At 57.3% G+C, this 25,188-nt stretch carries 17 protein-coding genes and 7 pseudogenes; 14 read left to right on the forward strand and 10 right to left on the reverse strand.

The features are described 5' to 3' along the window. Positions 1-82 precede the first annotated feature (82 nt). Positions 83-1,186 carry a TRAP transporter substrate-binding protein DctP gene (dctP, locus tag HLB35_RS05115; protein ID WP_171702153.1) on the reverse strand — a complete coding sequence of 368 codons (1,104 nt, stop codon included), beginning with the start codon at positions 1,184-1,186 and terminating at the stop codon, positions 83-85. A gap of 462 nt (positions 1,187-1,648) precedes the next feature. On the opposite strand from dctP, the gene HLB35_RS05120 reads away from it, so the two are divergent. The 5 genes and pseudogenes from HLB35_RS05120 (at position 1,649) to HLB35_RS05140 (ending at position 7,233) form a co-directional block, all read left to right on the forward strand. After that, a complete protein-coding gene (locus HLB35_RS05120; RefSeq protein WP_171701770.1) occupies positions 1,649-3,760 on the forward strand; it encodes a tRNA(Met) cytidine acetyltransferase TmcA in 2,112 nt (703 codons plus the stop codon). Positions 3,761-3,843: 83 nt separating this feature from the next. Next, positions 3,844-5,300: pseudogene (locus HLB35_RS05125) on the forward strand (aminoacyl-histidine dipeptidase). A 291-nt stretch (positions 5,301-5,591) separates the two neighbouring features. Next, positions 5,592-5,957, forward strand: a complete 366-nt coding sequence (locus tag HLB35_RS05130; protein ID WP_216601408.1) for a hypothetical protein — start codon at positions 5,592-5,594, stop codon at positions 5,955-5,957. A gap of 366 nt (positions 5,958-6,323) precedes the next feature. Next, the gene (locus HLB35_RS05135; RefSeq protein WP_216601409.1) at positions 6,324-7,016 is read left to right on the forward strand and encodes an AAA family ATPase; all 693 of its coding nucleotides are present in this window, start codon (positions 6,324-6,326) and stop codon (positions 7,014-7,016) included. Between the two features lie 40 nt (positions 7,017-7,056). Then, complete coding sequence (locus HLB35_RS05140; RefSeq protein WP_171701771.1) at positions 7,057-7,233, forward strand: hypothetical protein; 177 nt, start codon at positions 7,057-7,059, stop codon at positions 7,231-7,233. 108 nt (positions 7,234-7,341) lie between these two features. On the opposite strand, the gene HLB35_RS05145 is transcribed toward HLB35_RS05140, so the two are convergent. Further along, complete coding sequence (locus HLB35_RS05145) at positions 7,342-7,818, reverse strand: Dps family protein (protein WP_171701772.1); 477 nt, start codon at positions 7,816-7,818, stop codon at positions 7,342-7,344. A gap of 99 nt (positions 7,819-7,917) precedes the next feature. After that, positions 7,918-9,107: pseudogene (locus HLB35_RS05150) on the reverse strand (glycerate kinase). A 74-nt stretch (positions 9,108-9,181) separates the two neighbouring features. Between HLB35_RS05150 and HLB35_RS05155 the strand changes: the two are divergent. The 3 genes from HLB35_RS05155 to HLB35_RS05165 all read left to right on the forward strand — a co-directional run bounded on the left by HLB35_RS05155 (position 9,182) and on the right by HLB35_RS05165 (position 11,555). Then, entirely contained in the window at positions 9,182-9,721 is a 540-nt protein-coding gene (locus HLB35_RS05155; RefSeq protein ID WP_171701773.1) for a hypothetical protein, read from the forward strand. A gap of 83 nt (positions 9,722-9,804) precedes the next feature. Then, positions 9,805-10,476 (forward strand): DUF1007 family protein, encoded by a 672-nt coding sequence (locus HLB35_RS05160; RefSeq protein ID WP_171701774.1) that lies wholly within the window; start codon positions 9,805-9,807, stop codon positions 10,474-10,476. 83 nt (positions 10,477-10,559) lie between these two features. After that, positions 10,560-11,555, forward strand: coding sequence for a nickel/cobalt transporter (locus tag HLB35_RS05165; protein WP_171701775.1), 996 nt, complete (start codon positions 10,560-10,562; stop codon positions 11,553-11,555). A 29-nt stretch (positions 11,556-11,584) separates the two neighbouring features. On the opposite strand, the gene HLB35_RS05170 is transcribed toward HLB35_RS05165, so the two are convergent. From HLB35_RS05170 to HLB35_RS05200, 7 genes and pseudogenes are all read right to left on the reverse strand, one after another. Beyond that, positions 11,585-12,013, reverse strand: a complete 429-nt coding sequence (locus HLB35_RS05170; protein ID WP_171701776.1) for an HIT domain-containing protein — start codon at positions 12,011-12,013, stop codon at positions 11,585-11,587. Between the two features lie 39 nt (positions 12,014-12,052). Further along, the gene (locus HLB35_RS05175) at positions 12,053-12,580 is read right to left on the reverse strand and encodes an acyl-CoA thioesterase (RefSeq protein ID WP_171701777.1); all 528 of its coding nucleotides are present in this window, start codon (positions 12,578-12,580) and stop codon (positions 12,053-12,055) included. 10 nt (positions 12,581-12,590) lie between these two features. After that, positions 12,591-13,902 (reverse strand): annotated as a pseudogene (locus HLB35_RS05180) (short-chain fatty acid transporter). 124 nt (positions 13,903-14,026) lie between these two features. Then, a pseudogene (locus tag HLB35_RS05185) lies at positions 14,027-15,357 on the reverse strand (MATE family efflux transporter). Between the two features lie 33 nt (positions 15,358-15,390). Continuing rightward, positions 15,391-15,639, reverse strand: coding sequence for a YfhL family 4Fe-4S dicluster ferredoxin (locus HLB35_RS05190; RefSeq protein WP_171701778.1), 249 nt, complete (start codon positions 15,637-15,639; stop codon positions 15,391-15,393). A gap of 81 nt (positions 15,640-15,720) precedes the next feature. Then, positions 15,721-16,200 (reverse strand): pantetheine-phosphate adenylyltransferase, encoded by a 480-nt coding sequence (gene coaD, locus HLB35_RS05195; RefSeq protein ID WP_171702154.1) that lies wholly within the window; start codon positions 16,198-16,200, stop codon positions 15,721-15,723. Next, positions 16,200-18,083 (reverse strand): beta-ketoacyl synthase, encoded by a 1,884-nt coding sequence (locus tag HLB35_RS05200; RefSeq protein ID WP_171702155.1) that lies wholly within the window; start codon positions 18,081-18,083, stop codon positions 16,200-16,202. The genes coaD and HLB35_RS05200 overlap by 1 nt, the downstream gene beginning before the upstream one ends. A 263-nt stretch (positions 18,084-18,346) precedes the next feature. On the opposite strand from HLB35_RS05200, the gene trmB reads away from it, so the two are divergent. The 6 genes and pseudogenes from trmB (at position 18,347) to HLB35_RS05230 (ending at position 25,183) form a co-directional block, all read left to right on the forward strand. Next, positions 18,347-19,012 carry a tRNA (guanine(46)-N(7))-methyltransferase TrmB gene (trmB, locus tag HLB35_RS05205; protein ID WP_171701779.1) on the forward strand — a complete coding sequence of 222 codons (666 nt, stop codon included), beginning with the start codon at positions 18,347-18,349 and terminating at the stop codon, positions 19,010-19,012. After that, a complete protein-coding gene (locus HLB35_RS05210; RefSeq protein ID WP_171701780.1) occupies positions 19,009-19,338 on the forward strand; it encodes a DMT family transporter in 330 nt (109 codons plus the stop codon). The genes trmB and HLB35_RS05210 overlap by 4 nt, the downstream gene beginning before the upstream one ends. A 122-nt stretch (positions 19,339-19,460) precedes the next feature. Next, positions 19,461-20,878 (forward strand): annotated as a pseudogene (gene dacB / locus HLB35_RS05215) (D-alanyl-D-alanine carboxypeptidase/D-alanyl-D-alanine endopeptidase). Positions 20,879-20,934: 56 nt separating this feature from the next. Then, positions 20,935-21,306 (forward strand): diacylglycerol kinase, encoded by a 372-nt coding sequence (locus HLB35_RS05220; RefSeq protein ID WP_171701781.1) that lies wholly within the window; start codon positions 20,935-20,937, stop codon positions 21,304-21,306. A 27-nt stretch (positions 21,307-21,333) separates the two neighbouring features. Continuing rightward, positions 21,334-24,290, forward strand: a pseudogene (gene glnE, locus HLB35_RS05225) (bifunctional [glutamate--ammonia ligase]-adenylyl-L-tyrosine phosphorylase/[glutamate--ammonia-ligase] adenylyltransferase). Beyond that, positions 24,291-25,183: pseudogene (locus tag HLB35_RS05230) on the forward strand (AEC family transporter). Positions 25,184-25,188: the final 5 nt, after the last annotated feature.

Genomic DNA, 25,188 nt, shown 5'->3' on the forward strand with positions numbered 1-25,188 from the left:
GGAGATCTCCAAAATAGTGGCAAGAAGGGCAGCCAGGCAAAAGTATCCGCCCCGGAGGTGACCGGGGTAGATACCCTGAGCCTTACAGGCAGGCTTCAATTTCTTCAAGCGATGGCAGGTTGTCGATCTCGCGGCTCATGTTGAAGGGCACGGTAACATCGCGCCAGTTGGCGTAATGCTCCATGTAGCTGATCATGGAATGGTAGACCTTGGCATGCATCGGGTCTTCGCAGGCACCGCGTAAGATCACTTCATTGGTGGCATCCTGGATTTTCGCCAGGTCTTCCTCGGAAAGGCTGGTGATTTCAACACCATCTTCCTGGAATTTGACAGTCGCATCTGTGGAGGTCCGCTCTGACCAGGCCAGCGACCAGGCCATGGTAGCCTCAGAAGCAATCTTCAGGATGTCCTGGGTTTCTTCGGACAGTTCATCCCAGGCGTCCTTGTTGATCATGACGCCGAACACACTTGCTGACTGGTGCCAGCCCGGTGTTGACCAGTAATCCGCTACCTCGGAGAAGCCCGCATTGTAATCAACGCCGGGCGTCGAGAACTCACCGGCATCGATCACGCCACGCTCAATGGCCTGATAGACTTCGCCACCCGCCAGCGTGACCTGAGAGCCACCCAGCATCTCCAGTACCCGGCCCTGATCACGGCCGGAAAGGCGCAGGCGCTTGCCTTCCAGATCGGCAATGCTTTCGATCGGCGTGTTACCCATGAACCCCGACTCGTTGTTGGTGATCCCGTAGGGCAGGTAAACCATGTTGTAGTCGCCATAGACTTCCTGGTAGAGGTCAAAGCCACCCCATTGCTGAATCCAGTTCAGGTAGTCAACGCCGTTGAACAGGCTGGTGGTAGTGGCCAGTGGCGAAAAAGCCGGACTGCGGCCTGCCCAGTATCCCGGCCAGTCGCCTGCGGCCTGGATGGCGCCGGTTTCGGTGGCATCAAACACTTCGGTGCCAGGCATCAGGGTGCCACCGGCGCGGAAGTTGATCTGTAGGTCGTCACCGGCCAGCTTGTTCACCATATCAACCCAGTGCTGATCGATCTTGATCAGATCCAGGTTGTCCGGCCAGGTGGTGGTCATTGTCCACTGCTGTTGTGCATGAGCGGTTGTTGTCATGGCGGCCATGGCGATGCCAGCAGCGAGTCCAGTGACGGTAAACTTGGTCATTTTGGTCATCTTGATCATTGTTAGCTTCCTGATATGTGTTGGCGTTGTAGCTGTTGTTTTACGACACCGCTGGAGGTGACCCCGATACGCATCAGGGCGCTTGTCTCCAGCATTCAGACTGCCTCTAGCAGGAAAATACAACTGCAAAAATTTTTGCAAGTTAACGTTAACGTAAACAGCTTATTTTGTCGAACAGCGGCCGGTGCCACAATGCCTCACGCTATCGCCTGAGCCATGCCTGCCTGTGCGTAGCGGATATCCCGTGTTTTTTTCCACCCGTCGAAGGCTTGGCGAGGCTTGTATACGGCCACATGGCCCCGGGTTGGTGCCTTGCCTTTGTTGTTAACATGGCCCGATCAATAGGTTAGGAATAACACGGCTTATTGGTAAACTGAGACGTTGTTAGCGTTGAAAAGCGTCAAAAATCCACACGAAAGTTGTAGAAAATCGCCATTCAAGGGGGCAGCCGAGATGCGAACGCAGAACGCTCGAATAATGGCGCTGGGCGGCCTCTTAATGCATTGCCAACGCTTGGAGAGGTATCGCTGGCGACAATGGTTGTGGCTAGCGGGCGACGATGTCGAGCAACGAGCAGTGGCATTATGGCAGGCAAAGGAGTGGCAGGCGCCCTTGTGGGTTGGGCAAGCGGCGCCTTGCCAGCCGGCGATCAATGCCGGGCAGGCACGTACGCGCCTGGGTCAGGAGCACCAGTTGATCATTATTGATACCCGCCAAGGGTTTGATCCGGATGCTGTAGGTGCTCTGGCGGGCACAGTGGTTGCCGGTGGGCTGCTGGTGCTGTTGACGCCGGACGACTGGGCAACAGCCCCCGACCAGGATTATCGCCGTATTGCCGATTATCCTCATGCTTATCAAGGGCTGAGTACACATTATCTGGCACGCTTGAAACGACTGCTTTCCAATGACGACAAGGTGATTCGATGGTTGGCTGACTCGCATATCGAGCTTCCTCGCCTGCCAGAAATGAGCGTGCAGACACCGCTCCCCGCTGATCTGGACTGCCTGACCCAAGACCAGGCCCAGGCGGTAGCCGCCCTGGTTAATCTCAAGCGCCGCCGCCCGCTGGTGATCACCGCTGACCGGGGGCGGGGCAAAAGTGCCGCCCTGGGCATCGCCTGCGCGCGCCTGTTGGCCAAGGGTGTCGAGCATTTGTGTATCACCGCACCGCGGCCCGGGGCGGTTCAACCGGTGTTCAAACGGCTGGCCGTGCTTTACCCTGAAGCGAGCTGGCCGTCAGCGCACAGTCTGCAGCTGCCAAGCGGCCAGAGCGTGCGTTTTATAGCCCCTGATGCGTTAACGCAGGAGGTTGAGCAAGGCAGGTTAGGGGGCGATGGCAGATACCTGTTCGTTGATGAAGCCGCTGCCATACCCGCCGCGTTGCTGGGGCGTTGGCTGAGTGCTTTCCCACGCATTGCCTTTGCTACCACGGTGCACGGTTATGAAGGCTCCGGCCGAGGCTTCGCGCTGCGCTTTCGTGACCAGTTGATGCGCCATACACCCCAGTGGCGCGAAATCACCCTTGAAACGCCGGTGCGCTGGAACCCTGGCGACCCGCTGGAAGCCACTCTGAACCGGCTCCTGTTACTTAAGGCACAGCTGCCGCCCTGTTCGGCCAGCCCCCGGTTTGAGTGGCTTTCCCAGGCGGCGCTGGGGCGCGATGAAGCGGCGCTTGAAGCGCTTTTTGGGCTTCTGGTTCAGTCCCACTATCGCACCACGCCCAGCGATATTCGTCAGCTGCTGGATGGCCCCGCCACCCAGCTCGGCCTGCAGGGAGAGCCAACAGCACCCCGTGGGGTGGTGGTGACCCGCGATGAAGGCGGCTTTCCAGCCGATCTGGCTGAACAAGTGGCCAGAGGAGAGCGCCGCCCCCAGGGCCACTTGCTGGCCCAGTCGCTGGCCGCCCATGCAGGCTGCCGTGAAGCGCTGACGGCAAACTGGCGGCGAGTGACCCGCATTGCCACTCACCCTGAAGTACGCCGCCAGGGCGTTGCCAGCACATTGCTGGCACACAGCGTTGAGCAAGCGCGCCGCGATGGTATGGCGCTGTGTGGTGCCACCTTTGGTGCTGAAGCAGGGTTATTGGCCTTCTGGCAGGCGGCAGGGTTTACGCCGGTAAGGTTGGGGATTTCCAGAGATACCACTACAGGGGAAGTGGCCTTGATGGTCGCCAAGGCGTTAACCCCTGAAGGTGAAACGATCATCCATGCCCTGCGCCAGCGCTTGCATGCTGGCCTACTGGCTATGCTGGCGTTTGAGCTTTCCGAGCTGCCGGCGGATATCGTGGTGCCCTTACTGGCCGACATGCAGAGCAAGCCTATCGAGAGCCACCAGGTTCAGGACGCCCGAGATGTGGCCTTTGCCCATCGTGACCCACGCCTGGCACGTGGCGCCTTGCAGGCATTGGCCATTCATACCGCCCAGCAGGGTGTTGAGGAGGGCGTTAGCGCTGATTTACAGGCGGTCGCGAGCTGGGCGCTGCAGAATCAACCGCTGGCCAGCAGCCATAAAGCCTCGGTGGCGGCACTACGCAAGGCGGTCGCGGCCCTGCTAGGTGACGCCTGATTCTTTTTTGAGCACTGCCTGAAATATTTCCTGAAGCCCTGGGGACGTGTAAAGTAGCACGATTAATCTCACGATGAGTGTTTATGAACGAACATCTGGAAACATTGACGCCAGCGCCGGTATGGCGCCATTTTCGCACCCTGTGCAATACGCCACGCCCCTCCGGGCAAGAGGCAGAACTGGTCGCCCTGCTGGAAGCCTGGGCAGACTCACTGGGGCTTGTCCATGACCGCGACAGCTTCGGCAATCTGCGCATCTGCAAGCCCGCCTCGCCCGGCCATGAAGGCGCCAAGGGGTTATTCTCCAGGGCCACCTGGATATGGTGGCCCAGGCAAACGCCGGGCGCGAACACGACTTCAGCTGCGACCCAATCAGCACCTATGTCAAGGATGGCTGGTTACATGCCGATGGCACTACCCTGGGGGCTGATAATGGTCTGGGCGTAGCCGCGATACTGGCGGTGCTCGAAGATACTCAGCTGGTTCACGGCCCTTTGGAAGCGCTCTTCACCCTGGAAGAGGAAACCTCCATGGGCGGTGCGCTGAACCTGGCGCCGGATTGGCTCACCGGCCAGCGGTTGATCAATCTGGATAGCGAAGAAAGTGGCGATGTGTATATCGGCTGTGCTGGCGGCAGTGATGTGGTGGTCAATGCCCAACTGCCCAGCGCCCCTCTGCGTGATGACGAGCGTGGGCTGGCGCTTGCCCTGACCGGCCTGAAAGGTGGTCACTCCGGCATGGATATTCATCAGCCACTGGGTAATGCCAACCGCCTGATGATGCGCGTGCTGCGTGAGCTCGGTGAAATGGGCGCGCGCCTGAAAAGCTATCAGGGCGGTACTCTGCGCAATGCGATTCCCCGTGAAGCTTTTGCCACCCTGGCGTTGCCCGCTGACGCCTGGGACGACGCCCTGGAACAGATTGCAGCATTTGAACAGGTGTTTAAGCGTGAGCTGGGCAGTGCCGACCCCGGCGTGACCCTGAAAGCCGCGCCTACTGACCTGAATGGAGAAGCGCTGAGTCATGATGCCAGCGCCATGCTGGTGGCCACCCTGCATGCCGCGCCTTGTGGGGTGGAAAAAATGAGTGCCGATGTTCCAGGGGTGGTGGAAACCTCCAACAACCTGGGAGTGCTCAGCCTGGAAGAAGGGCGCTTCCATCTGTGCGCTCTGGTACGTTCGCTGCATGACAGCGCCGTCACCTCAATGGTTGATCGCTTCAAGGCGCTATTTGGCCTGATGGGCGCCAGAGTTAAAGCGGAAAACAGCTACCCAGGATGGGTGCCTGACCCTGAAGGAGAAATGCTGGCGCTGTTCAACGCCCAGCATAAAGCGCTTTTGGGCCATGAGCCACAGGTCAAGGTGATTCACGCTGGCCTTGAATGCGGGATTATCGGCAGTAAATACCCGCACCTGGATATGGTCTCTTTCGGCCCCTCCATCCGCGGCGCTCACTCGCCGGATGAACGCGTTGAGCTGGAGGCCGTCACCGAATGCTGGGCGCTGCTCACGGCGCTGCTGGAAGCTGCTGCGAAGCGTTAAGCAATCCAGAGATTCAGCGTGCTGGCATCGTTTAGGTTTTCAATTTTGCCTGTGTCGATGCCAACCCCACATGAAGGCCGCTAATGCCCGTCACCGCCTATCACGCAAAATACTACGCCTTTGAGCTAACCAAGCGCTGTGCTGCTAATCTTAATTAGGGATTTGGCTATAAAAAGATACTTTTTGTGTGCGATACTGTCCAATTATGAGTGGCAAGGAAGTTTTTAGAATAGTCCTTCGTGGGAAGATGATTTTGAAGGTTTTGTGCAAGGCACGGCAAAGTGGTACCACTTGCCACAAACCACCTTTCTACAAAAATTTAAGCAGCATATCGCCGAGGAAGTTCGATATTTAGCGTTAGCTTCTACCTCTGACACCCAAAGCTCTTCCAAGCAAATTGACAAACTATGGCCGGTTAAAGGTGTCACTGTTCTACCGCGTTATGCTATTACTGAGGAGCAAGCCGGTAAATCATCTAACTCAGCTGATCTGTATTATTTATTTGAGTTAGGCAAACCTTTGACGTTGCAAACCCCAGTGACCAATGTGCCGCATCGCCCAATGAAAAACTCGATGAAACTCACTACCCTGACACGCTTAGAGAGTGTAACTGTGTTCTCTGAAATAGATAAAGTGTATGAAGACGCGCTGGTGTGAGTAATCAAATAGCTGTTGGATGGTTGCGGCATCAATTACGCTTCCAAAATCTTTGTATTGGCTGCATTCGGTTTCCGAGCTGTGCTGAGTGGATGCGTTCCTTAAGATTTATCGCCAACCTTCGTCGTAACGAAAACTTGAATATTGCTTGCGGGCATAAATACTTTGCACTGGTCGATGATGTTATCTTAAATGAAGTCAGCAGTTTGCAGGGCTTGGTGGCTCAGTAACCAATATTGAAAGGACGCTTGATATGTTCAAAAGCCTGCTGTTGGAGAACTTTACCGCCTTCAAGCAAACCACGTTTGAGTGGTCGCCGGGCGTGAATGTCATGATCGCGCTAACGGCACTGGTAAAACGCATATCATGAAACTGATCTACGCCCTGCAGATGCAGGGTCATGATGCGGCTGAACTGAAAAAGAAGCTGGCGGCGGTGTTCCGGCCCAGTGGCGATAAAGTCTCACGTTTGGTGAACCGTAAGAAAGGCAGTAATACAGCACACGTCAACCTGACGACCCTGGATAGGCAAGCATTGGCACTTACGTTTGATACGACCAAACACCATACCTTTGATTTGCAGGGCGCCTGGGATGTCGAGCGCTCACCGGTGTTTATTCCGGTGAAGGAGGTGCTGTCTTTCGCACCTGGTTTTATCTCACTGTATGACAAGTATGAGCTGGCGTTTGAGGAAATCTATTACGACATTATCAAACAGGCTTATCTGCCCGCACGAAGGGGGATGCCGCTTAATGATGAAAAGCCACTGCTGGAACGAATCCGCAAGACGGTGGGCGGTATGGTGTCACTGGAAGGCGATGAGTTTCACCTTAGTGCGGGCAGCAAGAAGCTGGAAATGTCGCTGGTGGCAGAAGGGCATTGGAAACTGGCGCTGATCTGGCAGTTAATCCATAACGGGTCACTGTTTGCCAACAACACTCTGTTCTGGGATGAACCAGAGGCAAATCTTACCCCTTCGCTTATGCCAGAAGTGGTCAAGATTTTACTCATGCTGGCCGAGCGTGGGGTTCAGGTATTTATGGCGTCCCACGACTCCTGAGCAGCATTGTGAGAAGCAGCGGCAGCGTTTCCTGGAGGAAATGCAAAGTGATTCCCTGATTGAAAAGCACCTTTTCCCCAAGTTGCGTGACAGCCTTATCTTCCTGGGGCTGGAGAAAGGCATCGTGGACAAGCCGATGCGTTATATCACTCTAATTGGGCTAAAACCTGCCCAGATGAGATCGCTTTTATCGATCTGGCATGAACAGCTGACGTAACGGCACTCAAAGCGTTTGGCTGAGGCATAAAAAACAGCAGCTGCCTTTTCAGGCACTGCTGCTGTTTCAGACTCGCTCACCTACTGAGGTGATTATTGGCCAAGCTGATTATTTGGCAAGATAGGCGCCCAGCATCCAGACGGTTTTTTCCTGCTCGCGAATGTAATCGCCTGCCTGGGCAGCAGTGCCTTCATCGTCGGCATCCGAGGCCAATGCCAATACTTCACGCTGCAGCTCAATCAGCGTCTGATAACCTTTGAGCACGCCTTTAACGCAGGTCTGGCCGTCGCTGACGTTCTTGTCTTCCTGAATGCTGGAAAGCGTCATGTAGTCAGAATAGGCGTGTACTGGCTGGTGACCGAGGGTCAGGATGCGCTCGGCTACCTCATCCACCTTGACCAGCAAATCGGTGTAGAGCTCTTCAAATTTGTCATGCAGTTGAAAGAACTCGCTGCCTTTAACGTTCCAGTGATAGCCACGCACATTCATGTAAAAAATCTGATAATTAGCCAGCAGATGGTTGAGTTTTTCAGCCAGCTGGCTAGCGTTACCGGAATGTAGGCCAATGCTGTTGGTATCTGTCATGGTATCTCCTTGGTCGTTTTTTCAAGCAATGATGACTATTGAGCGTAAAAGCTGTCTTGCGCTTATAACATCTTTACATGCTAGCGTAACAATGGACTTTCAAGGGCCTGCGACCCAAAGTCGCAGCAGGCTTTCACAGCGGTCTTCAAGTAAGGGGGCTGTCCGTGCCATGGCATCGGCTAGGCTCATGGGGCCATCCGCTAGGGCAAAGGCGGCAGTCACGCCCTGTTGATAGGCTGCCTGCCAGCCGTCACCCAGGCTGCCTGTCAGCACGATGACCGGCTTGCCTGCCCGTTTGGCCGCCCTTGCGACCCCGATTGGCGTTTTGCCCGCCATGCTTTGGCCGTCCAGGCGGCCTTCACCGGTCACCACCAGATCGGCCCAGGCCAGGTGCTCAGCCATACCTGCCTGATCCATGATCAGCTCAATGCCGGGCTTTAACCTGGCGCCCAGAAAGGTGCGTACAGCGAATCCCATGCCACCGGCTGCGCCAGCGCCTGGCAGGGTGCGAAGGTCGCTCCCCAGGTGCTCAGCGCTGATGTCCGCAAAGTGTGCCAGCGCCTTGTCGAGACCCTCAACCTGATCTGGGGTGGCACCTTTCTGGGGGCCAAAAATGGCACTGGCCCCCTGTGGCCCCAGCAAGGGGTTGTCGACATCTACAGCGGCATCGACCTTAAGATTTGTAAGGCGCTTATCCATGCCGCTCAGATCAAGAGTTGCAAGCCCTTCAAGAGCGGCGCCGCCTGGGGGAGCATTTCGTCCTTGGTATCCAGTAGCCTGGCACCCAGGGCGCAGAGCATACCGGCGCCTGCGTCATTGGTAGCGCTGCCACCAAGCAGCAGCAGGGCATGTTCAGCACCCTGGTCAAGCGCTGCCAGCAGCAGCTCGCCAACCCCATAGGTGGAGGTGATACGGGCATCCCGCTCCGCGAGCTTGAGCTGCTGAAGTCCACTGGCTTCTGCCAGCTCAATGTAGGCGGTGCGCTGGGCCTCCAGCCATCCCCAGGTGGCGTTAACAGGGCGTCCCAGGGCATCCTGAACCTGAGTGCTCATGCGTTTGGCACCGGTGGCGGCAATCAGCGCCTCAAGGCTGCCTTCACCGCCGTCGGCCATCGGACAACAGATAATATCCGCCTGTGGAACGGCTTTACGGGCGCCCCGGGCCATGGCCTCGGCCGCCTGTTCCGCGCTGAGGGCCTCTTTGTAGCTGTCCGGGCAGAATAGGATATGCATGTGAAACTCCCTGATCATATTGAGGCACGATTCATCAATCACAGTGTCTGAAAACATTGCCTGAAAGTAACGCGCATATTTGCAGGGAGATCAACTCGGTTCATTCATCGGACGTTAACAAGGAAGAAATTATGAAACGTGCTATGACTATCAGTTTTGCCATGCTGGCACTGGCCGGTTGCCAGACCTCGCCAGACTTACGCGCGCCAGCAGAATCAGCGCCTGCTAAAGAATGTCATTTTGCTTACGACACAAAGACGAAAAACGTTGAACAGATGATGCGTCAAAGCGTTAACGTACTAGATGAGCTTGGGTTTACCCTGCGTAGTGCCGATGGAAGCCTCGGTATTATCAGTGCGCGCCGGGATCGTCCACTGCGCGACTATGACGATGGCTTTGATGCTCGTGGACTGCTCGGCGGATTGAGTATGTTTGGTGGATTTGGCGGTGGCGGTAGCAGTACTTTCGGGTTGGGCATTGGGACTCGGCTGGGAAGCGAGCGCCACGGTGCTGCCAGAGAAGTGGAAGATGTCACCTTGGTGGTTGATGAAGCAAGCATACGTATCGCTCGGGACATTCGCCGCTTTGATGGTCGAGGGAGTCTGCGTGAAGCCTATAGCGCCAGCGACGCCTCCTTCTGCCAGCAGTTACAACAGGCACTCATGCGCTGAATGTTTTTCACTTAAGGATAGCTGCCCTGTCAAGGTAACATCGTACTACAGGCATTCCGGTGAACTTCGATAAGGCTTTTTACATGTACTGGAAAATACAGCGGTTCTTTTGTGTGATGGTGGTGCTCAGCACCTTGTTGTTAGGGTCACCGGTAGCGCTGGCTCATCCGCATGGCTGGATTGATCTGAGTATCAAGGTGATCAGTGATGAGCAGGGTAGAGTGATCGCGCTTGAACAACGCTGGCGCATGGACCCTTTCTATAGCCTGGTAGTGATGGAAGAGTTGGGCCAGGTGGAAGGGGCAAGTATGGAGCAAGGCTTGGCAGAGTTGGGGCATGAGATTCGCGATAACCTGGCTCCCATGGATTACTTTACTGAGATACACCTTGATGGCAAGGCGATTGATACAGGTGACGTCAGCGAATACACCACCCGTGTCAGCGATGGTCGGCTAGTGTTCATGTTTCGCCTGCCGCTCATCGAGCCGCAGCCCCTAGCAGATGCTCAGCTGGCCTATCAGGTATTTGACCCTACCTATTACCTTGAGATGGTACATGAGGCGGATACTCAGCAGCGTATCAACGACGATGCCTTGACGCTGCAGCAGGAAATGCCGGAATGCGCCTTGAGCGTGAAAGCAGCAGACCCGGACCCTGAGGTGGTGATGCGCGCGGCACTGCTGGATGCTGATGAGCAGGGAGAGCCAGGGCTGGGGCGCTACTTTGCTGAAACAGGCTTGATTGATTGTCGCTAGCTATTTTCGCTGTTGACGATGAGTGATTATGGCTTTCTTATTATAATATAACGAATGTGCCGATTGACTGTCAGGAAGCTGCCATGCCGGTAATATCTCGCTATTTTCCCCTTTTCGCCGTGCTGATCGTGTGTATTGGCCTGCTTGGATACATGCTTTCAACCGATACTTTTCAGACGCTGAGTTACCAGCTGTTGGCCTGGCAGCGTGATCTGCATCGTTCCCTGACCCTGGCGATTACCGAGCTTGCTCAGGCGCCAACGGCCGCTACCTGGGGAGTGCTGTTGGGGGTGAGTTTTGGCTATGGGGTTTTTCATGCCGCAGGTCCGGGGCATGGCAAGGCAGTGCTTTCTACCTATCTGGCCTCCCACGGCGGCGGATTACACCGAGCGTTGGGGTTGTCGTTTGCGGCAGCGCTGATGCAAGGAGTGACGGCTATCCTGCTGGTGGTGGTACTGGTTTACATTCTGGGCTGGGTGACCCGGCAGGCTATGGGCAGTGTCGCAACGGTCGAGCATATCAGTTTTCTGCTGGTGGCAACTCTGGGCGGCTGGCTATGCTGGCGTGCCGTCAGTCAACTGCGGGCGGCTTATGCTCCCCGGAGTGAATCATCCTCTGCGGGTCATGATCATAGTCATGAGCCAGGGGCTCACCATCACTGCTGCCATGGCGCCCATCATATTGAGCCTGAACAGGCGCTGGACAAGCGCACCGCCCTGATGACGGTATTGGCTATCGGTATTCGCCCCTGCAGTGGTGCCGTACTGATGGTGGGTGCTGCGAGCCTGCTGGGCAATGTGCTGCTGGGCATGGCGGCGGTGCTGGCGATGTCGCTGGGCACTGGTTTGACGGTCTCGATGTTGGCACTGGCGACTATTTTTGCCCGCGACTGGGCCAAGCGCAGGCTGGCAGGTCAGCAGCGCCAGCTGGGGCAACGGTTGGCCGCTTGGCTGGCCTTGGCTGGGGGCAGCGTGATTGTAGTGCTTGGGTTATCGCTGTTCGCCAGCAGCGCCACTCAGCCCGTGGGTTCGCCGCTGCTCAATGAGCCGACGCGCAGTGCGAATCCGTTAACTGGCTAGGTCGTTAACTGATCAAGTCGTTAACTGATTCAGTTATCGGTCAGGTTCAAACTTTCAATTTCAGCCAATAGCTGGGCTCGCACGCTGGCCTGTTGATCAGGGGTGTAGGGTTCGGCGCTACCAAAGCCCCATACCGGCCCCGGCCAGGCCGCATCGTTTTTATGGCGCACGATGATATGGACATGTAGCTGGCTGACCATATTGCCCAAAGCGGCAATATTGATCTTGTCGCCTTCAAAGGCTTCCTTCATGGCCGCTCCCAGTGCGGATGCCTCTCGCCAGAGCTGCTGCTGGCTTTGCTCATCCAGGTCGAACACTTCACTGGCGCCTGGCTGACGCGGGACCAGAATCACCCAGGTAAAGCGGGTGTCATTCATCAACAGAACGCGACAAAGCGGCAGCTCAGTGACGGGGAAGGTGTCTGCCTCAAGCCGTTCATCGAGGACGATATCGTTCATCATAGCTCCTTGGGTATCAGCTAATGTCAGCGCCAGATGTTACTGCTGGGCAGCCTGATGGTCGCGGTGGGTTTGGGCTTCTTCCTGTTCGGCCTGTTTTCGCAACTTCTTGCGCAGTTCGGCTTTTTCAAAACGCAGTTTCTGCAGGGGTGTTTCCAGCGTTAGTGGAGGAACACGCGCAGGTTTGCCCTGCTTGTCGACCGCGACCATGCTGAGATAGCAGCTGTTGGTATGGCGAATCATCTTGTTACGAATATCCTCGGCCACTACCTTGATGCCAATTTCCATCGACGAGCGCCCAACGTGATTGACGCAGGCCAGAAAAGTGACCAGCTCGCCGACATGAATAGGCTGCTTGAACAGCACCTGATCCACTGAGAGGGTCACCACATAGTGGCCGGAATAGCGGCTGGCACAGGCGTAGGCAACCTCATCAAGTTTTTTCAGGATAGCTCCGCCGTGTACCTTGCCGCTAAAGTTGGCCATATCAGGTGTCATCAGCACCGTCATTGAAAGGTCTCGCTGGCCGGGAGGCTGTGCCTCCCGTTCCGGTGTTTGTGTCGGCATCATATGCTCCCTAGAACCACACCAGGCCTGCGGAAATAATCGCACCGGTGATAAACAGCTGGATCAGGCAGAAGCCCATGATGTCCTTGGCTTTGAGGCCAGCAATTGCCAGTACCGGCAGTGCCCAGAAGGGTTGCAGCAGATTGGTCCAGGCATCGCCCCAGGCCACCGCCATGGCAATACGCGGAATATCAGCGCCAAGCGCCTCAGCGGCAGGCAGCATCACCGGCGCCTGAACGGCCCACTGGCCACCACCGGAGGGCACGAAGAGATTGACAATACCCGCGCTGAGAAAAGTCCAGAAGGGCAGGGAGGTCTCGGTGGCAAAGGAGACCAGCCATTCCGACATGCTGGTGGCCAGCCCCGACTGCACCATAATCGCCATGATGCCCGCGTAGAACGGGAACTGGATAACGATACCCGCGCCGCCCTTGATGGCTTCATGCAGGCTGGTCAGCAGGCTGCGGGGGTGCGATGTAGCACAATGGCCAGAAACAGGAACAGGAAGTTCACTACGTTGAGGTTGAGACCGCCACCGCGCAGGATAAAGTGATCCAGCAGAAACAAAAGCCCCGGAATCCCTACCAGCCAGGCCAGCGTGACACTGTTTTCCAGACGCTCCGCCGGGCGGGTCATCCGCACACGTAGTTCGTCTGTATCATCAGTGAGCCGCTTGGGGTCAATGTAGACGCTGTCTTTTTCATCCGGCAGCATCAGGCGGTTGACCAGCGGAATCGCAATGAACATGCAGGCTACGATGGCCAGGTTGAAAAAGGCGAAGATGGTGGAACCGGTGCCAATCACGCCAATCTGGTCAGCCGTAAAATGGCCGTCAGTGGCGATGGTCAAAGGCACTGAGCCCGCCAGGCCGCCGTGCCAGACTACAAAGCCTGAATAGGCACTGGCTACCAGCAGGCGGTAATCTACGCGGATCAGCTTGGCCAGCTCCTTGGCAAACAGCGCACCGACGACCAGGCCAAAGCCCCAGTTGATCCAGCTGGCGGCCAGGGAGACATAGGTGACCAGCAGGATGGCGCCCCCGGGCTTTTGGCGACGCTTGCCAGCTTCTGCAGCAGACGCTTAACCGGCGGCGAGCTTGCCAGCATAAAACCGGTGACCAGCACCAGCAGCATCTGCATGGAGAAGGTCAGCAAATTCCAGAAACCGTCGCCCCACATACGCAATACCGCCAGAGGCGTCTGGCGCTCAACCGCAATGGCGGCAACCGCTGCAATAATGGTAAGCAACAGAACAAAAATATAAGGGTCAGGCAGATAACGTTCGACCAGCTTGACAGCGGGTCGCGAAATCATCTTCAACATGGCGTGCTCGCTTCTCGTTATTGGACGTTGGGTCGTTGGGTTCGAGGTTCTGGCGACGTTCAACAATTGTTAAGAGGTTAACGTTAATCGAGTTTTGCCTGTCTTGTCCATCGCCAGTGAGGCGTCAGTCGTGCCAGCGGGTCAGCCGATAATGGCGGTAATAGCCCAGCAGCACAGCGGAGCGCACCAGGGTAAAAAGCGTAAAGGCTAGCCACAGGCCATGGTTGTGCCAATCCCCAAACTGTTGGGAAAGCCACCAGGCAGGCAGGTAAACCGCCAGGCCGATAAAAATGCTGTTGCGCATTTCCTTTACCGCCGTGGTGCCGATAAACACGCCATCCAGCAGGTAGCTCCAGACGGCCAGCAGAGGCATTACCACCATCCACGGCAGGTAAACCGCCGCGGTTTCGCGCACCTCGGGCAGGCCTGTGAGTAAGGCAATCAGCGCATTGCCGCCCAGGGCAAAGGCCAGTGAAGCAGCCAGGGCCGTCCAGAAGGAAAAACGTGCCGCCGCCTTGATGGTGGCGGCAAAGGCCGCCCAGTCGCGTTTGCCAAAGGCGCGCCCGACCAGTGACTCTGCAGCGTGGGCAAAGCCATCCAGCGCGTAGCTGACCAGCAGGATGAACTGCAGTAAAACCGCATTGGCTGCCAATATGGTATCTCCCTGGCGGGCACCTTGAGAGGTGAAAAAGCCATGGCAAACAGCAGCCCCAGGGTGCGCACAAAAAGATGCGCATTGACATGAAATAGCGCCCGGTAAGCGCTCAGGGCGAGTAGCTGGCTTTTAAGGAAATATCCGTCAAGCAGCTTGAGCTGACGGCTAATCAGATAAACCCCCAGCAGCAGCGCCGAATAGTCGGCCAGCACACTGGCCCAGGCGACGCCGTCTGTGGTCATCCCCAGCCCGACCACGAACCAGATGTCTAGCACAATATTGACACTGTTGGTGAGCACTAAAATCATCAGGGTGACGCGGGAATTCTGCTGGCCGAGAAACCAGCCCAGAATGGCGTAATTGGCCAGCACCGCAGGCGCTGAATAAATACGTATTTCGGCGTATTCCCGTGCCAGCGGAGTAGCCGTTGCGCTGCCATCGAGCAGCCATAGCCCCAGGGATACCAGCGGAGCGGCGAAGGCAATCAGTAAAACGCCAATGACCGCCGCCATGATCAGCGCCTGGCCCAGCAGGTTGCGCACCTCGCTATCGCTTTCCCGTCCCACCGCCTGGGCGGTCAGCCCCGTAGTGCCCATGCGCAGAAACCCAAACCCCCAATAAAGAAAGCTGAACAGGGTAGCGCCCAGGGTAACTGATGCCAGATAGCGGGCATCCGGCAAATGGCCAACCACAGCGGTATCCACCAGCCCCAGCAGCGGGACAGTTATATTGGAAAGAATAATCGGCCACGCCAGCGCCCAGATGCGCTGGCGGGGTAGAGCAGATGAGCGGGGTGTCACGTTGGCGATCAGATCAGATTGGGCGGTGGTCGCTTATTTATCGGTGACGCGGTGGTACTTTTCCATCAGCTCATCGTGGGTCTCGCGCTTGTCGGGGTCGAGGGGGATGCAATCAACCGGGCATACCTGCTGGCACTGCGGCTCATCGTAATGGCCTACGCACTCGGTACACAGATTAGGGTCGATCACATAGATTTCCTCGCCGGGCGAGATGGCGTCATTGGGGCATTCCGGTTCGCAGACATCGCAGTTGATGCACTCATCGGTAATCATCAGGGCCATGGGGTTACCTCGCGTAAGGTCTTGCCACTGGAATGGCCAGTGGCATATACCTGAGTGTTTTACTCAACAATACACTAGTGGTCAACTATTGTAGTGCCTATACAGTGTCTGTGCGACCTGAGGATGTACCATTGGCGAGATATCTCCGCCGAGCTTGGCGATTTCACGCACGATAGTCGACGAGATATACGAATTTTCCACCGCCGGGGTGAGAAAGACGCTTTCCAGCTCAGGATTCTGGGCGCGGTTCATATTGGCCAGTTGAAGTTCATATTCGAAGTCTGACACCGCTCGTAGCCCGCGCAGGATGATAGTGGCCTTCTGCTCATACATCATGGTGGTCAACAGCGAGGAAAAGCCGATGACCTCGACGTTATCAAGCTTGGCACATACGGTGGCAGCCAGCGTCTTGCGGGTCGCCAGTTCAAGCGTGGGGCGCTTGCCTGGGCTTTCCGCAACGGCGATGACGACTTTGTCGAACATCCGCGCGCCGCGCTCGATCAGGTCAAAGTGGCCATTGGTGATCGGGTCGAAGGTGCCTGGGTAGACGGCGATATTCATCACGATGACGCGTCCTCTGGCGATGGGTCTTCAAAAAATGGATCAGACAGTTGGCCGAAGGGGTTATCGACATTCAATGATACGGCCTGTTGGTAGCCGGGTATCGTAATGTGGTCAGCATGAATCTCAAGCTCTGGCCCTTCCAGCACCTGTTCGCCAAACTGGTAACGCGGCTGGTAATGGCCCAGATCCGCCTGGCTCAGATAATCGGCGGCAGCACTGAGCACGCTGTCACGGCGCGTCTTCCAGGCGCTGACGGCGGCCTCACCGTGGCGCTGTACCAGCAGGCGCTCGGTGACGTCAGGCGATAGCACCACGCCGGTGGCGTTGTTGCCACCAAAGCCCTTGGCGTTGATAAAGGTTGCATCTGCCTTAAATGCTCGGCTGGTTGACGAAAAGCTCAGGCGTTCGGCATAGACATCGTCAGCCACGGCATCCAGGGTGGGAATGCCTGGCAGCAGTTTATAGGCAAAGCTGCCCAGAGCGCTGACCAGCTGATCACCAGCGGCAGACCCTTGCGAATGACCGACAAACGCTTTGACGGCCACGACCGGCCACTGGGTAATGCCGTTGGCGCGGGCAATTTCATCAAAGACGTGAGATTCAGTAATGCGGTTCTTGGGCGTACTGGTGCCGTGGGCATGCAGATAGGTACGCTGTTGGAGGGCTTGTTCACCTAGTATATTGCGCACCAGAGAGGCGGCCTTGCCTAGGGTAATATAGTTGCCGATGCCCGGCGCCGAAATCGAGCGTTTGTAGCCGTCAGCGTTGACAAACACCTCGGGCACAGCACCGAGAATATCGGCGCCGGTTTCCAGCGCCAGGCCGTCATCCATCAGCATGACGAACTGGCTAGATTCCGCCATGGTAAACCCGCAGTTACGTGCAAAGGGGCGGCAGGCGCGCTGGTAATCGGTGTCGCTGAGCAGGCTGATGGCGTCCAGCGCCTTGAGGCTTTCATCGTCGGCCAGGGCGCCCATGGCGCGGAAGCCTTCGATGATCTCCGGCGTAATCGGCGCATCGGCAGTGCCGACCATGACTACCCGACGTCGTCCGGCGCGAATATCGTCGATGCCCAGGCGCAGGTTGTAAAGAAAGCTGGCGCAGGCGCCAAGCGCTGCTCCTGTGCCGCCTACGCTGCCCAGCACATAGGCATTGAGGAAGTCAGCCGGCATCTGGCCATAACCAAGCGGCATTTGTTTGGAGGTGGCGCGCTGGCCGCTGACCAGGCTCTTCAGCAACCCACCCCAGCCTTGCTCATCCAGCTGGCCAATGGAATTGCCGGCATAAACCGCAATCTGGTCAGGGTCCAGCTGTTGGCGTAGGCTTTCCCACTCGAAACCGCTGGCGCCCAGGCAGTCGCTGGCGCTGAAAATGGCCATGGAAAGCCCGCGCGGGTGATGCACGCTACGATACAGGGCGGCCGGGTCAAAGCCGCTGGGTAACTGGCCTGCTGCGCAGACGCGGGGCATTTGTCTGTCTGGCAGCAGCACGTTGAAATCACCCGCAGGAACACTGACTTCAACGCGCCTTGAGTCTAGCTCGCGCACTTGCCAATGGGCAGGCAGGTGGTCGGGCAGCTCGCGGCGTCGGAGTTCAAAGCGCAAAGGGGTGTCCAACGTCATTGATGCACGACGGTTGGCAGGCATTCCTGGCGCATTGAAGCGCGGGTCTTCGTTGCGGCGGATCAAGGTGTGACGAAGCACAGCGTCGCGCAGTTCAGCATCCGGCATCGGCGTGCCCTCAGCCGATGTATCAAGACGCATCAAGGCTGCCAGGCTGTGCAGTGTCTGACGTTGCTGTTCGGCTGGGAGTGCATCAAGTACGGTGCGGCGAAAGGCCTGATGGCCCGAGGTTCTGCCGGCGGGATTGATGCCGCCCATGCCGACAATCACCGGTAAGTGTGACAAGCCGGGGTCCTCGTGGTGCGGTAGTGGTTAAGGCGTCATTACAGACGTCATAAATACATTGTTAAGATGTGACCAGAATACGCCAGCAGACACAGCGTTTTGTCGGTGACTGCTGTATAAACTTGGTCATTGACTGGCTAGTGATCATAGCACCGGGCATGCAATGGCGTCATGCTGGAACCCCGCCAGACGGGTAGAATCTTTCTTTTTTTTAGCAATCAAAGGGCAAAATCGCCATGCAGCAGGCTTCCAGGACGGTGATTTCCAATCAGACAGGGCCGCATGAAGACGTGGGGCGCAGGGTCGCGCGTGCGCTTGAGCACCCGCTGCGCAAACCCTTGGCGGCTCATAATCAGCGGGCATTTGAACAGGCTGCCGCATGGCTGCAGGCCCAGGCTGCGCCGCTGATCCTGGACGCTGGTTGCGGGGTGGGGCTGTCGACCCGGCGGCTGGCACAGGATTTTCCCGACCATGCCGTGATCGGGGTAGACCGTAGCGCAGATCGGCTTGGGCGCGAGCATGGGGTCGTGCCGGAAAATGCCTGCCTGATACGCGCGGATCTGGTCGATTTCTGGCGGTTAGCGCTGGATGCGGGCTGGGCGCCGCAACGCCACTACCTGCTGTACCCTAACCCCTATCCCAAGGCGGCCCACCTGAAAATGCGCTGGCAAGGGCATCCTGTGCTGCCCGTCATGCTCGCACTGGGTGGGCTTCTGGAAGTGCGCTCTAACTGGTCAATATATGTGGAAGAATTTGCTCAAGCGGTGGCTCAGGTTACCGGTCAGACGGCCGATATCTGTTGTCACGATCCACATAACGACTACCTTACGCCCTTCGAGGCGAAATATGCCCGCAGTGGCCAGACCCTGTGGCGGCTCACTGTTGCTTTGGAATCGCGATGACCTTTATTTATCTTGTGCTCGCCGTGGTGGCTGAAGTCGTGGCGACCAGTGCGCTGAAAGCTTCTGACGGCTTTACCCGGCTATGGCCTAGTCTTCTGGTAGTGTTCGGTTATGGGCTGGCCTTTTACTTGCTTGGGCTGGCACTGCGGGTGCTACCGGTCGGGGTGGCCTATGCAATCTGGGCAGGCCTGGGCATTGTGCTGGTGACCCTGGTCGGTATGGTGGTCTTCGGTGAACGCCCGGATTTGCCAGGCGTGTTGGGCCTTGTATTGATTGTCTCAGGCGTCGTGGTGCTGCAGGTATTTTCAAACATGAGCGTGCATTGAGTGATAACACTGACAACCGCTAGAGGGCAGGCGCTAATATGAAGACGGACAGGTTCGGCAAGCAGCAGTTCACGGATAAGCCCTCTTTCGGCCGCTGGCTGGCGCTAGCCTTGGCCAGCGCAATGGTGGCCGGTAGCACACTGCTGATTAGCCCTCTGGTGTTGGCGGATTTTTCACGCCTTGCCCAGTTGCAGCAGAAAGGCTTTGCGATCAGCGCGGAAGCGCGCCTGATTGATGCGCCCAAGGCCACGCTTGGGAGCATTAATCCGCAAGAGTTACGCTCGCCGGCTTCAGTGACCAAGGCGTATCTGGCCGCAGCCGCGCTGAGCCGTTTTGGCCCACAGCATCGCTTCACCTCACGCCTGGCAAGCCTGGGTGAGCTGGATGGCAATGGCGTCCTGCAAGGTGATCTGATATTTGACGGCGGCGGCGACCCCGGCTTGACCAGTGAAGACCTGTGGCGTCTGGTTCAGCGATTGCAACAGACAGGTGTGCGTGAAGTGCGCGGTGCCCTGGTGGTTAACCAGTGGCGTTTTGGACCGGTGAAATGCCTGACCACTGACCGCTGTGAAGCGCGTACCCGAGTAGCCAACAGCTACAGTGCACCCCTGTCATCGGCGGGAGTCAACTTCGGCAGCTGGTGCGTTAATGTGGCGCCTGCCACCCAGCCAGGTCAGCCCGCCCGAATCACCCACTGCGATGGGCCATCGTCCCTGGTGCGCGTCGACAATGGCGTCGTCACCCGGCCAGATAACAGTGGTACCGAGCTAAGCGCCGAGCGTATAACGGACGCCAGTGGTGATCTGATGCGCATCAGCGGGCAGATATCTACCAATGCCAGGGCTCGGGATATCTATCGCGGCGCCAGCGATAGCGCCGAGCAGACTGCGCAAACCTTACATGCCATGCTTACCCGCGCGGGGATCGCCATTAAAGATGCGCCTCGGATCAGCGCAGAGCGCCCGCCTCAGTGGACGCAAACCCTGGCCGCTGTGGATGGCAAGCCGCTGCAGGAGCTTTTGCTGCGCACCATGAATTACTCCAACAATTATATGGCCGATGTGCTGGCGCTTAACCTGGTGGAAACGCCAAGGGCCGAGTTGCGCCAGGCCGGGCAGGCGCTGGAAAGCTTTGCCAATAGTTTGCCAGGCCACGGTTCGGCCACCTTTGAAAGCGGCAGTGGGTTAACCACCAGCAACCGCACCAGCGCCCATGGGGTCAATGTGATGCTGGAGTCCATGTTTCATGAAACAGCACTTTTCCCCAGTTTTGTAGCCACTTTCCAGTCGCCGGTGAACGGTGTCATGCGCTTTATCCGGCGCGGTTCGGATACCTTCCAGAATAATGTCATGATCAAGACAGGCACTCTCAATCAGCCGTTTTCAGTACGTGCGGCGGCCGGTTATTTCCGCACCGCCTCCGGGCGCTGGGGGTGTTCAGTATTATGGTCAATGGTAATGCCAGTACGCCCTATTTAAGCTGGTCAGATGTGTTGGCGCCTTTGTCCCAGGATCTGGATGCCATGATTCTGACCCACTGATGCCGGTCAACCGGTGTCTGACAATCTGAACCCGCCAGAGGACACAAGGAAACGCCATGAAACCCAGTCATACAGGCTTGAAGCATCTGGTGCACTCAACCCGCTATTCGCTTAAAGGGTTGCAGGCGGCGTTTCGCCATGAAGCCGCGTTTCGTCAGGAAGTCGTGCTTAGCGTTTTACTGCTGCCTTTGGCCTGGTGGATTGCCGATGACCCGATAAGCTGGCTGATCTTGATCGGCTCCTGCCTGGTGGTCTTGATCACTGAGCTGCTGAACAGTGCGGTCGAAAGCGTGGTTGATCGGATCGGCACGGAAAAACACGAGCTTTCCGGGCGCGCCAAGGATATTGGTTCGGCAGCCGTGATGCTGGCGCTTCTGCTGGCGGGGCTGTGTTGGGGGCTAATGGCCTGGCAGAAATTTTTTGGCTAATCGCAAACGTGGCCTAAGGAGAACAACATGCAACTGGATGATAGCTGTTTAGCACTTGATACACTGCCAACGCCTTTACAGCCGCCTGCGCAACAGGCACGTACGCGATTGAACGAAGCCCTGACCCAGGCAGACAACATTGCTTCAATGAGCGGGCAAGAACTACCTTCGGAAAACTGGGCAGGGTTATCCACTGAACGCTGGGCCGCACTTTTGCGGGTGATCAGCATCTCGACCTTTGCCCTGGATACTTTGGCACGTACCCCTGACGTGCTGTTTGAGCTGGATACAGCGGGCGAGCTGGATGCTACGCCGGAGCGCGATACCCAGACCAGCTGGCTGGCAGAGCGCCTTAATGAGGCCGAGGATGAAGCGGCCATGCACAGCGTCATTCGGCGTTTTCGCCGCGCGCGCATGCTGGGTATCGTATGGCGGGATCTGAACCGCCCCGCAGGTTATTCCATGTGGGACACCGCCGCGGCGGTGACGACCCTTGCCGAGATTTGCCTGGAAGCAGCGCTTGGCTGGCTGGAAGCTTTTCTGGCGCCTCGCTGGGGGTACCCCGCCCAACGCGCGGATGGCAGTGAACAGCGCCTGGTTGTTTTGGGTATGGGGAAACTGGGTGCCGGTGAGCTTAACCTGTCATCGGATATCGACCTGATTTTTGCCTTCCCTGAAAACGGCGAGACCCAGGGTGGGCGCAAGTCATTGGAGCATCAGGAATATTTTACCAAGCTGGGTCAGAAGCTGATTGCCGCCCTGGATGCGGTCACTGCTGACGGCTTTGCCTTTCGCGTCGATATGCGTCTGCGCCCGCTGGGCGATGGTGGCCCTCTGGTGGGCAGTTTTGCCGCGCTTTCCGCCTACTATCAGGATCAGGGCCGCGAATGGGAGCGCTATGCCATGCTCAAGGCCCGCCCGGTGGCCGGTGAGCTGGATGCCGGAGACGAGCTTTTGGCCAGTCTGCGGCCTTTTGTATATCGCAAATATCTGGATTTTGGCGCGATTGAATCGCTGCGCGAACTCAAGGCAATGATCAACCGCGAGGTCAAGCGCAAAGGCATCGAAGGCAATATCAAACTTGGCCCTGGCGGTATCCGTGAGGTCGAGTTTGTGGTTCAGGCCTTTCAGCTGATTCGCGGCGGGCGGGATACCGAGCTGCAGGTCACCTCGCTACGCAAAGCGCTTAAGCGGTTGCCGGATCTGGGCTTGTTGCCTCAGCCAGTGGTGGATGAACTACTGCCGGATTACGCTTTTTTACGCGATCTTGAGCATATTCTGCAGGGTATGGAAGACCGCCAGACCCAGCGCTTGCCGGATAATGATCTGGATCGTGAGCGGGTGGCTCTGGCCCTGGATATGGAGGATTGGCCAGCGGTGATGGCGCGCCTGGATGAGACGCGTGCCCGGGTGCGTCGCCATTTTGACGCCGTGATTGCCGACCCGGAAGACGACGTTGAAGACGCCCATGACAGTCATGCCCAGGCGCTGGAACAGTGGCGCTTGCTATGGCGCGGTGAGTTGGAAGAAGAGGTGGCTGAGGCTAAGCTGGCACAAGCTGGCTTTATCAAGCCGGCAGAGGCGCTGAAACGGCTGCACCAGCTATATCATTCCCGTCAGGTGCAAAATATGCAGCGGATTGGTTTCGAGCGTCTGGATGCCCTGATGCCGTTGTTGCTCGATGCCCTGGCGCAAAGCGAGCATCCCGATACCGCCTTGCCGCGGGTTCAGCCGCTGCTGGAAGCGGTGTTGCGGCGTACCGCCTACCTGGCCCTGCTGCGTGAAAACCCTCATGCGTTGGAACACCTGATGCATTTGTGTTCCGCCAGCCCCTGGATCGCCGAGCATCTGGCACGCTACCCGATTCTGCTCGATGAGCTGTTAACCCCGGAATCGCTCTACACGCCCGCTGACAAAACGCGCCTGGCCGATGAGTTACGCCAGACGCTCAACCGTATTCCCGAGGACGATGAAGAGTCCTTGCTGGAAGCGCTGCGGGTATTCAAGCATGCCCAGACGCTGCATGTGGCAGCATCGGATATTGCCGGTACCCGCCACCTGATGAAGGTCAGCGACTACCTGACCTATATCGCTGAAGTGATACTGGATGCCGTGCTGGCCATGGCTTGGAAGCACCTGACCCGTAAGCACGGCACGCCCCAGGGTATGCAGCAGGAAACGCCGGATTTTCTGATTGTCGGCTATGGCAAGCTGGGGGTATCGAGCTTGGCTACAGTTCTGATCTGGATCTAGTGTTTCTGCATGACAGCGACGGCAAGGGGACGACGGATGGCCCGCGACCGGTTGATACGCCAGTGTTTTTCACCCGCCTGGGGCAGCGGGTCATTCATCTTCTGACGGCGGTGACCCCGGCGGGCAGCCTGTATGAAGTGGATATGCGCCTGCGCCCATCTGGCAACGCTGGGCTATTGGTCACCTCGCTGGACGCCTTTGCCGATTACCAGCGCGACAATGCCTGGACCTGGGAGCATCAGGCCCTGGTACGCGCTCGGGTGGTGGCGGGCAACGAACAGCTGGCTACCAAGTTCAATACGCTGCGCGGTGATATCCTCGCTCAGCCTCGCGACCGGGAGACGTTGCGCGCTGATGTGGTCAAGATGCGTCACAAGATGCGTGATCATCTGGCCAGCAAGCAAGCCGATACCTTCAACCTCAAGCAGGATACCGGTGGCATGGTGGATATCGAGTTTATCTGCCAATACGCTGTCCTGGCATTTGCCCATAAGACCCCCGCCTTACTGACCCATAGCGACAATATCCGTATTCTGGAAACCTTGGAGCAAAGCCACTACCTGCCTCAGCAGGAAGCGGCGCAGTTGCGAGAGGCTTATCTGGCTTATCGGAGTACCACCCACCGAGCTGCTCTGACGGGCGAAAAAGCCGTGCTTGACGCCCATGCCTTTACCGAGGAGCGGGAAACCGTCAGCCAGCTATGGGCTCACTTTATGGGCGAGGAAAACTAAGTGCTTAACCATATTCTGGCGACTCTGCTCCCGGTATTTTTGATTGCGGGATGCGGCGCCGTTTACGGACGTTTTCGTACGCCGGATATCCGCAGTCTTAACACCCTCAATATGGAGCTGTTTGTTCCACTTTTGGTGTTTGCCGTGCTGGCTGACCGCCAGGCGCCGCTAGCCGATTATGCTTGGCTGGCACTGGCGGCCGCCTGTGTGGTGCTGGGCTCTGGCCTGGTGCTATGGCCGCTGGTCAAATGGCTGAAGCTGGATGTTAAAACCTTCCTGCCGCCGATGATGTTCAACAACTCCGGCAATATGGGTGTGCCGTTGATCGTACTGGCTTTTGGCGAACAGGCGCTGCCAGCGGCTGTTGTGGTGTTTATTGTTGAGATGCTACTGCATTTTCGGTTGGGCTTTACATGCTTGATCCGCGCACCCCGCTGTGGCGCCTGCTAAAAATGCCCATCGTGTTTGCCAGTGTGCTTGGGCTTGGGGTCAACATGGGAGGCGTACCACTGCCGGGCTGGTTGCTGGAGGCCATGCACATGCTCGGCGGCATATGTATTCCGCTGATGCTGTTTGCCCTTGGGGTACGTCTTTTGGAGATTGATTTCAGCGACTGGCGCACCGGCATGTTGGGGGCGTTGCTTTGCCCGCTTTCCGGGCTGGTTATTGCCCTGCCGTTGATGTGGTTATTACCGCTTGATCCGTTGCAACTGGCGGTGTTACTGGTGTTTGCAGCCTTACCGCCTGCTGTGTTGAATTATCTGGTCGCCGAACAGTATAAGCTATCGCCGCATCACGTCGCGTCGCTGGTGTTGATCGGCAACCTGGGCAGCCTGATCGTCATGCCGTTGACGCTAGCGGCTGCCTTTGCATGGTTTTATGCACCGGTTTAGAACCA

Origin of the sequence: Vreelandella azerica (assembly GCF_013112225.1) — a bacterium.
Lineage (GTDB): Bacteria > Pseudomonadota > Gammaproteobacteria > Pseudomonadales > Halomonadaceae > Vreelandella > Vreelandella azerica.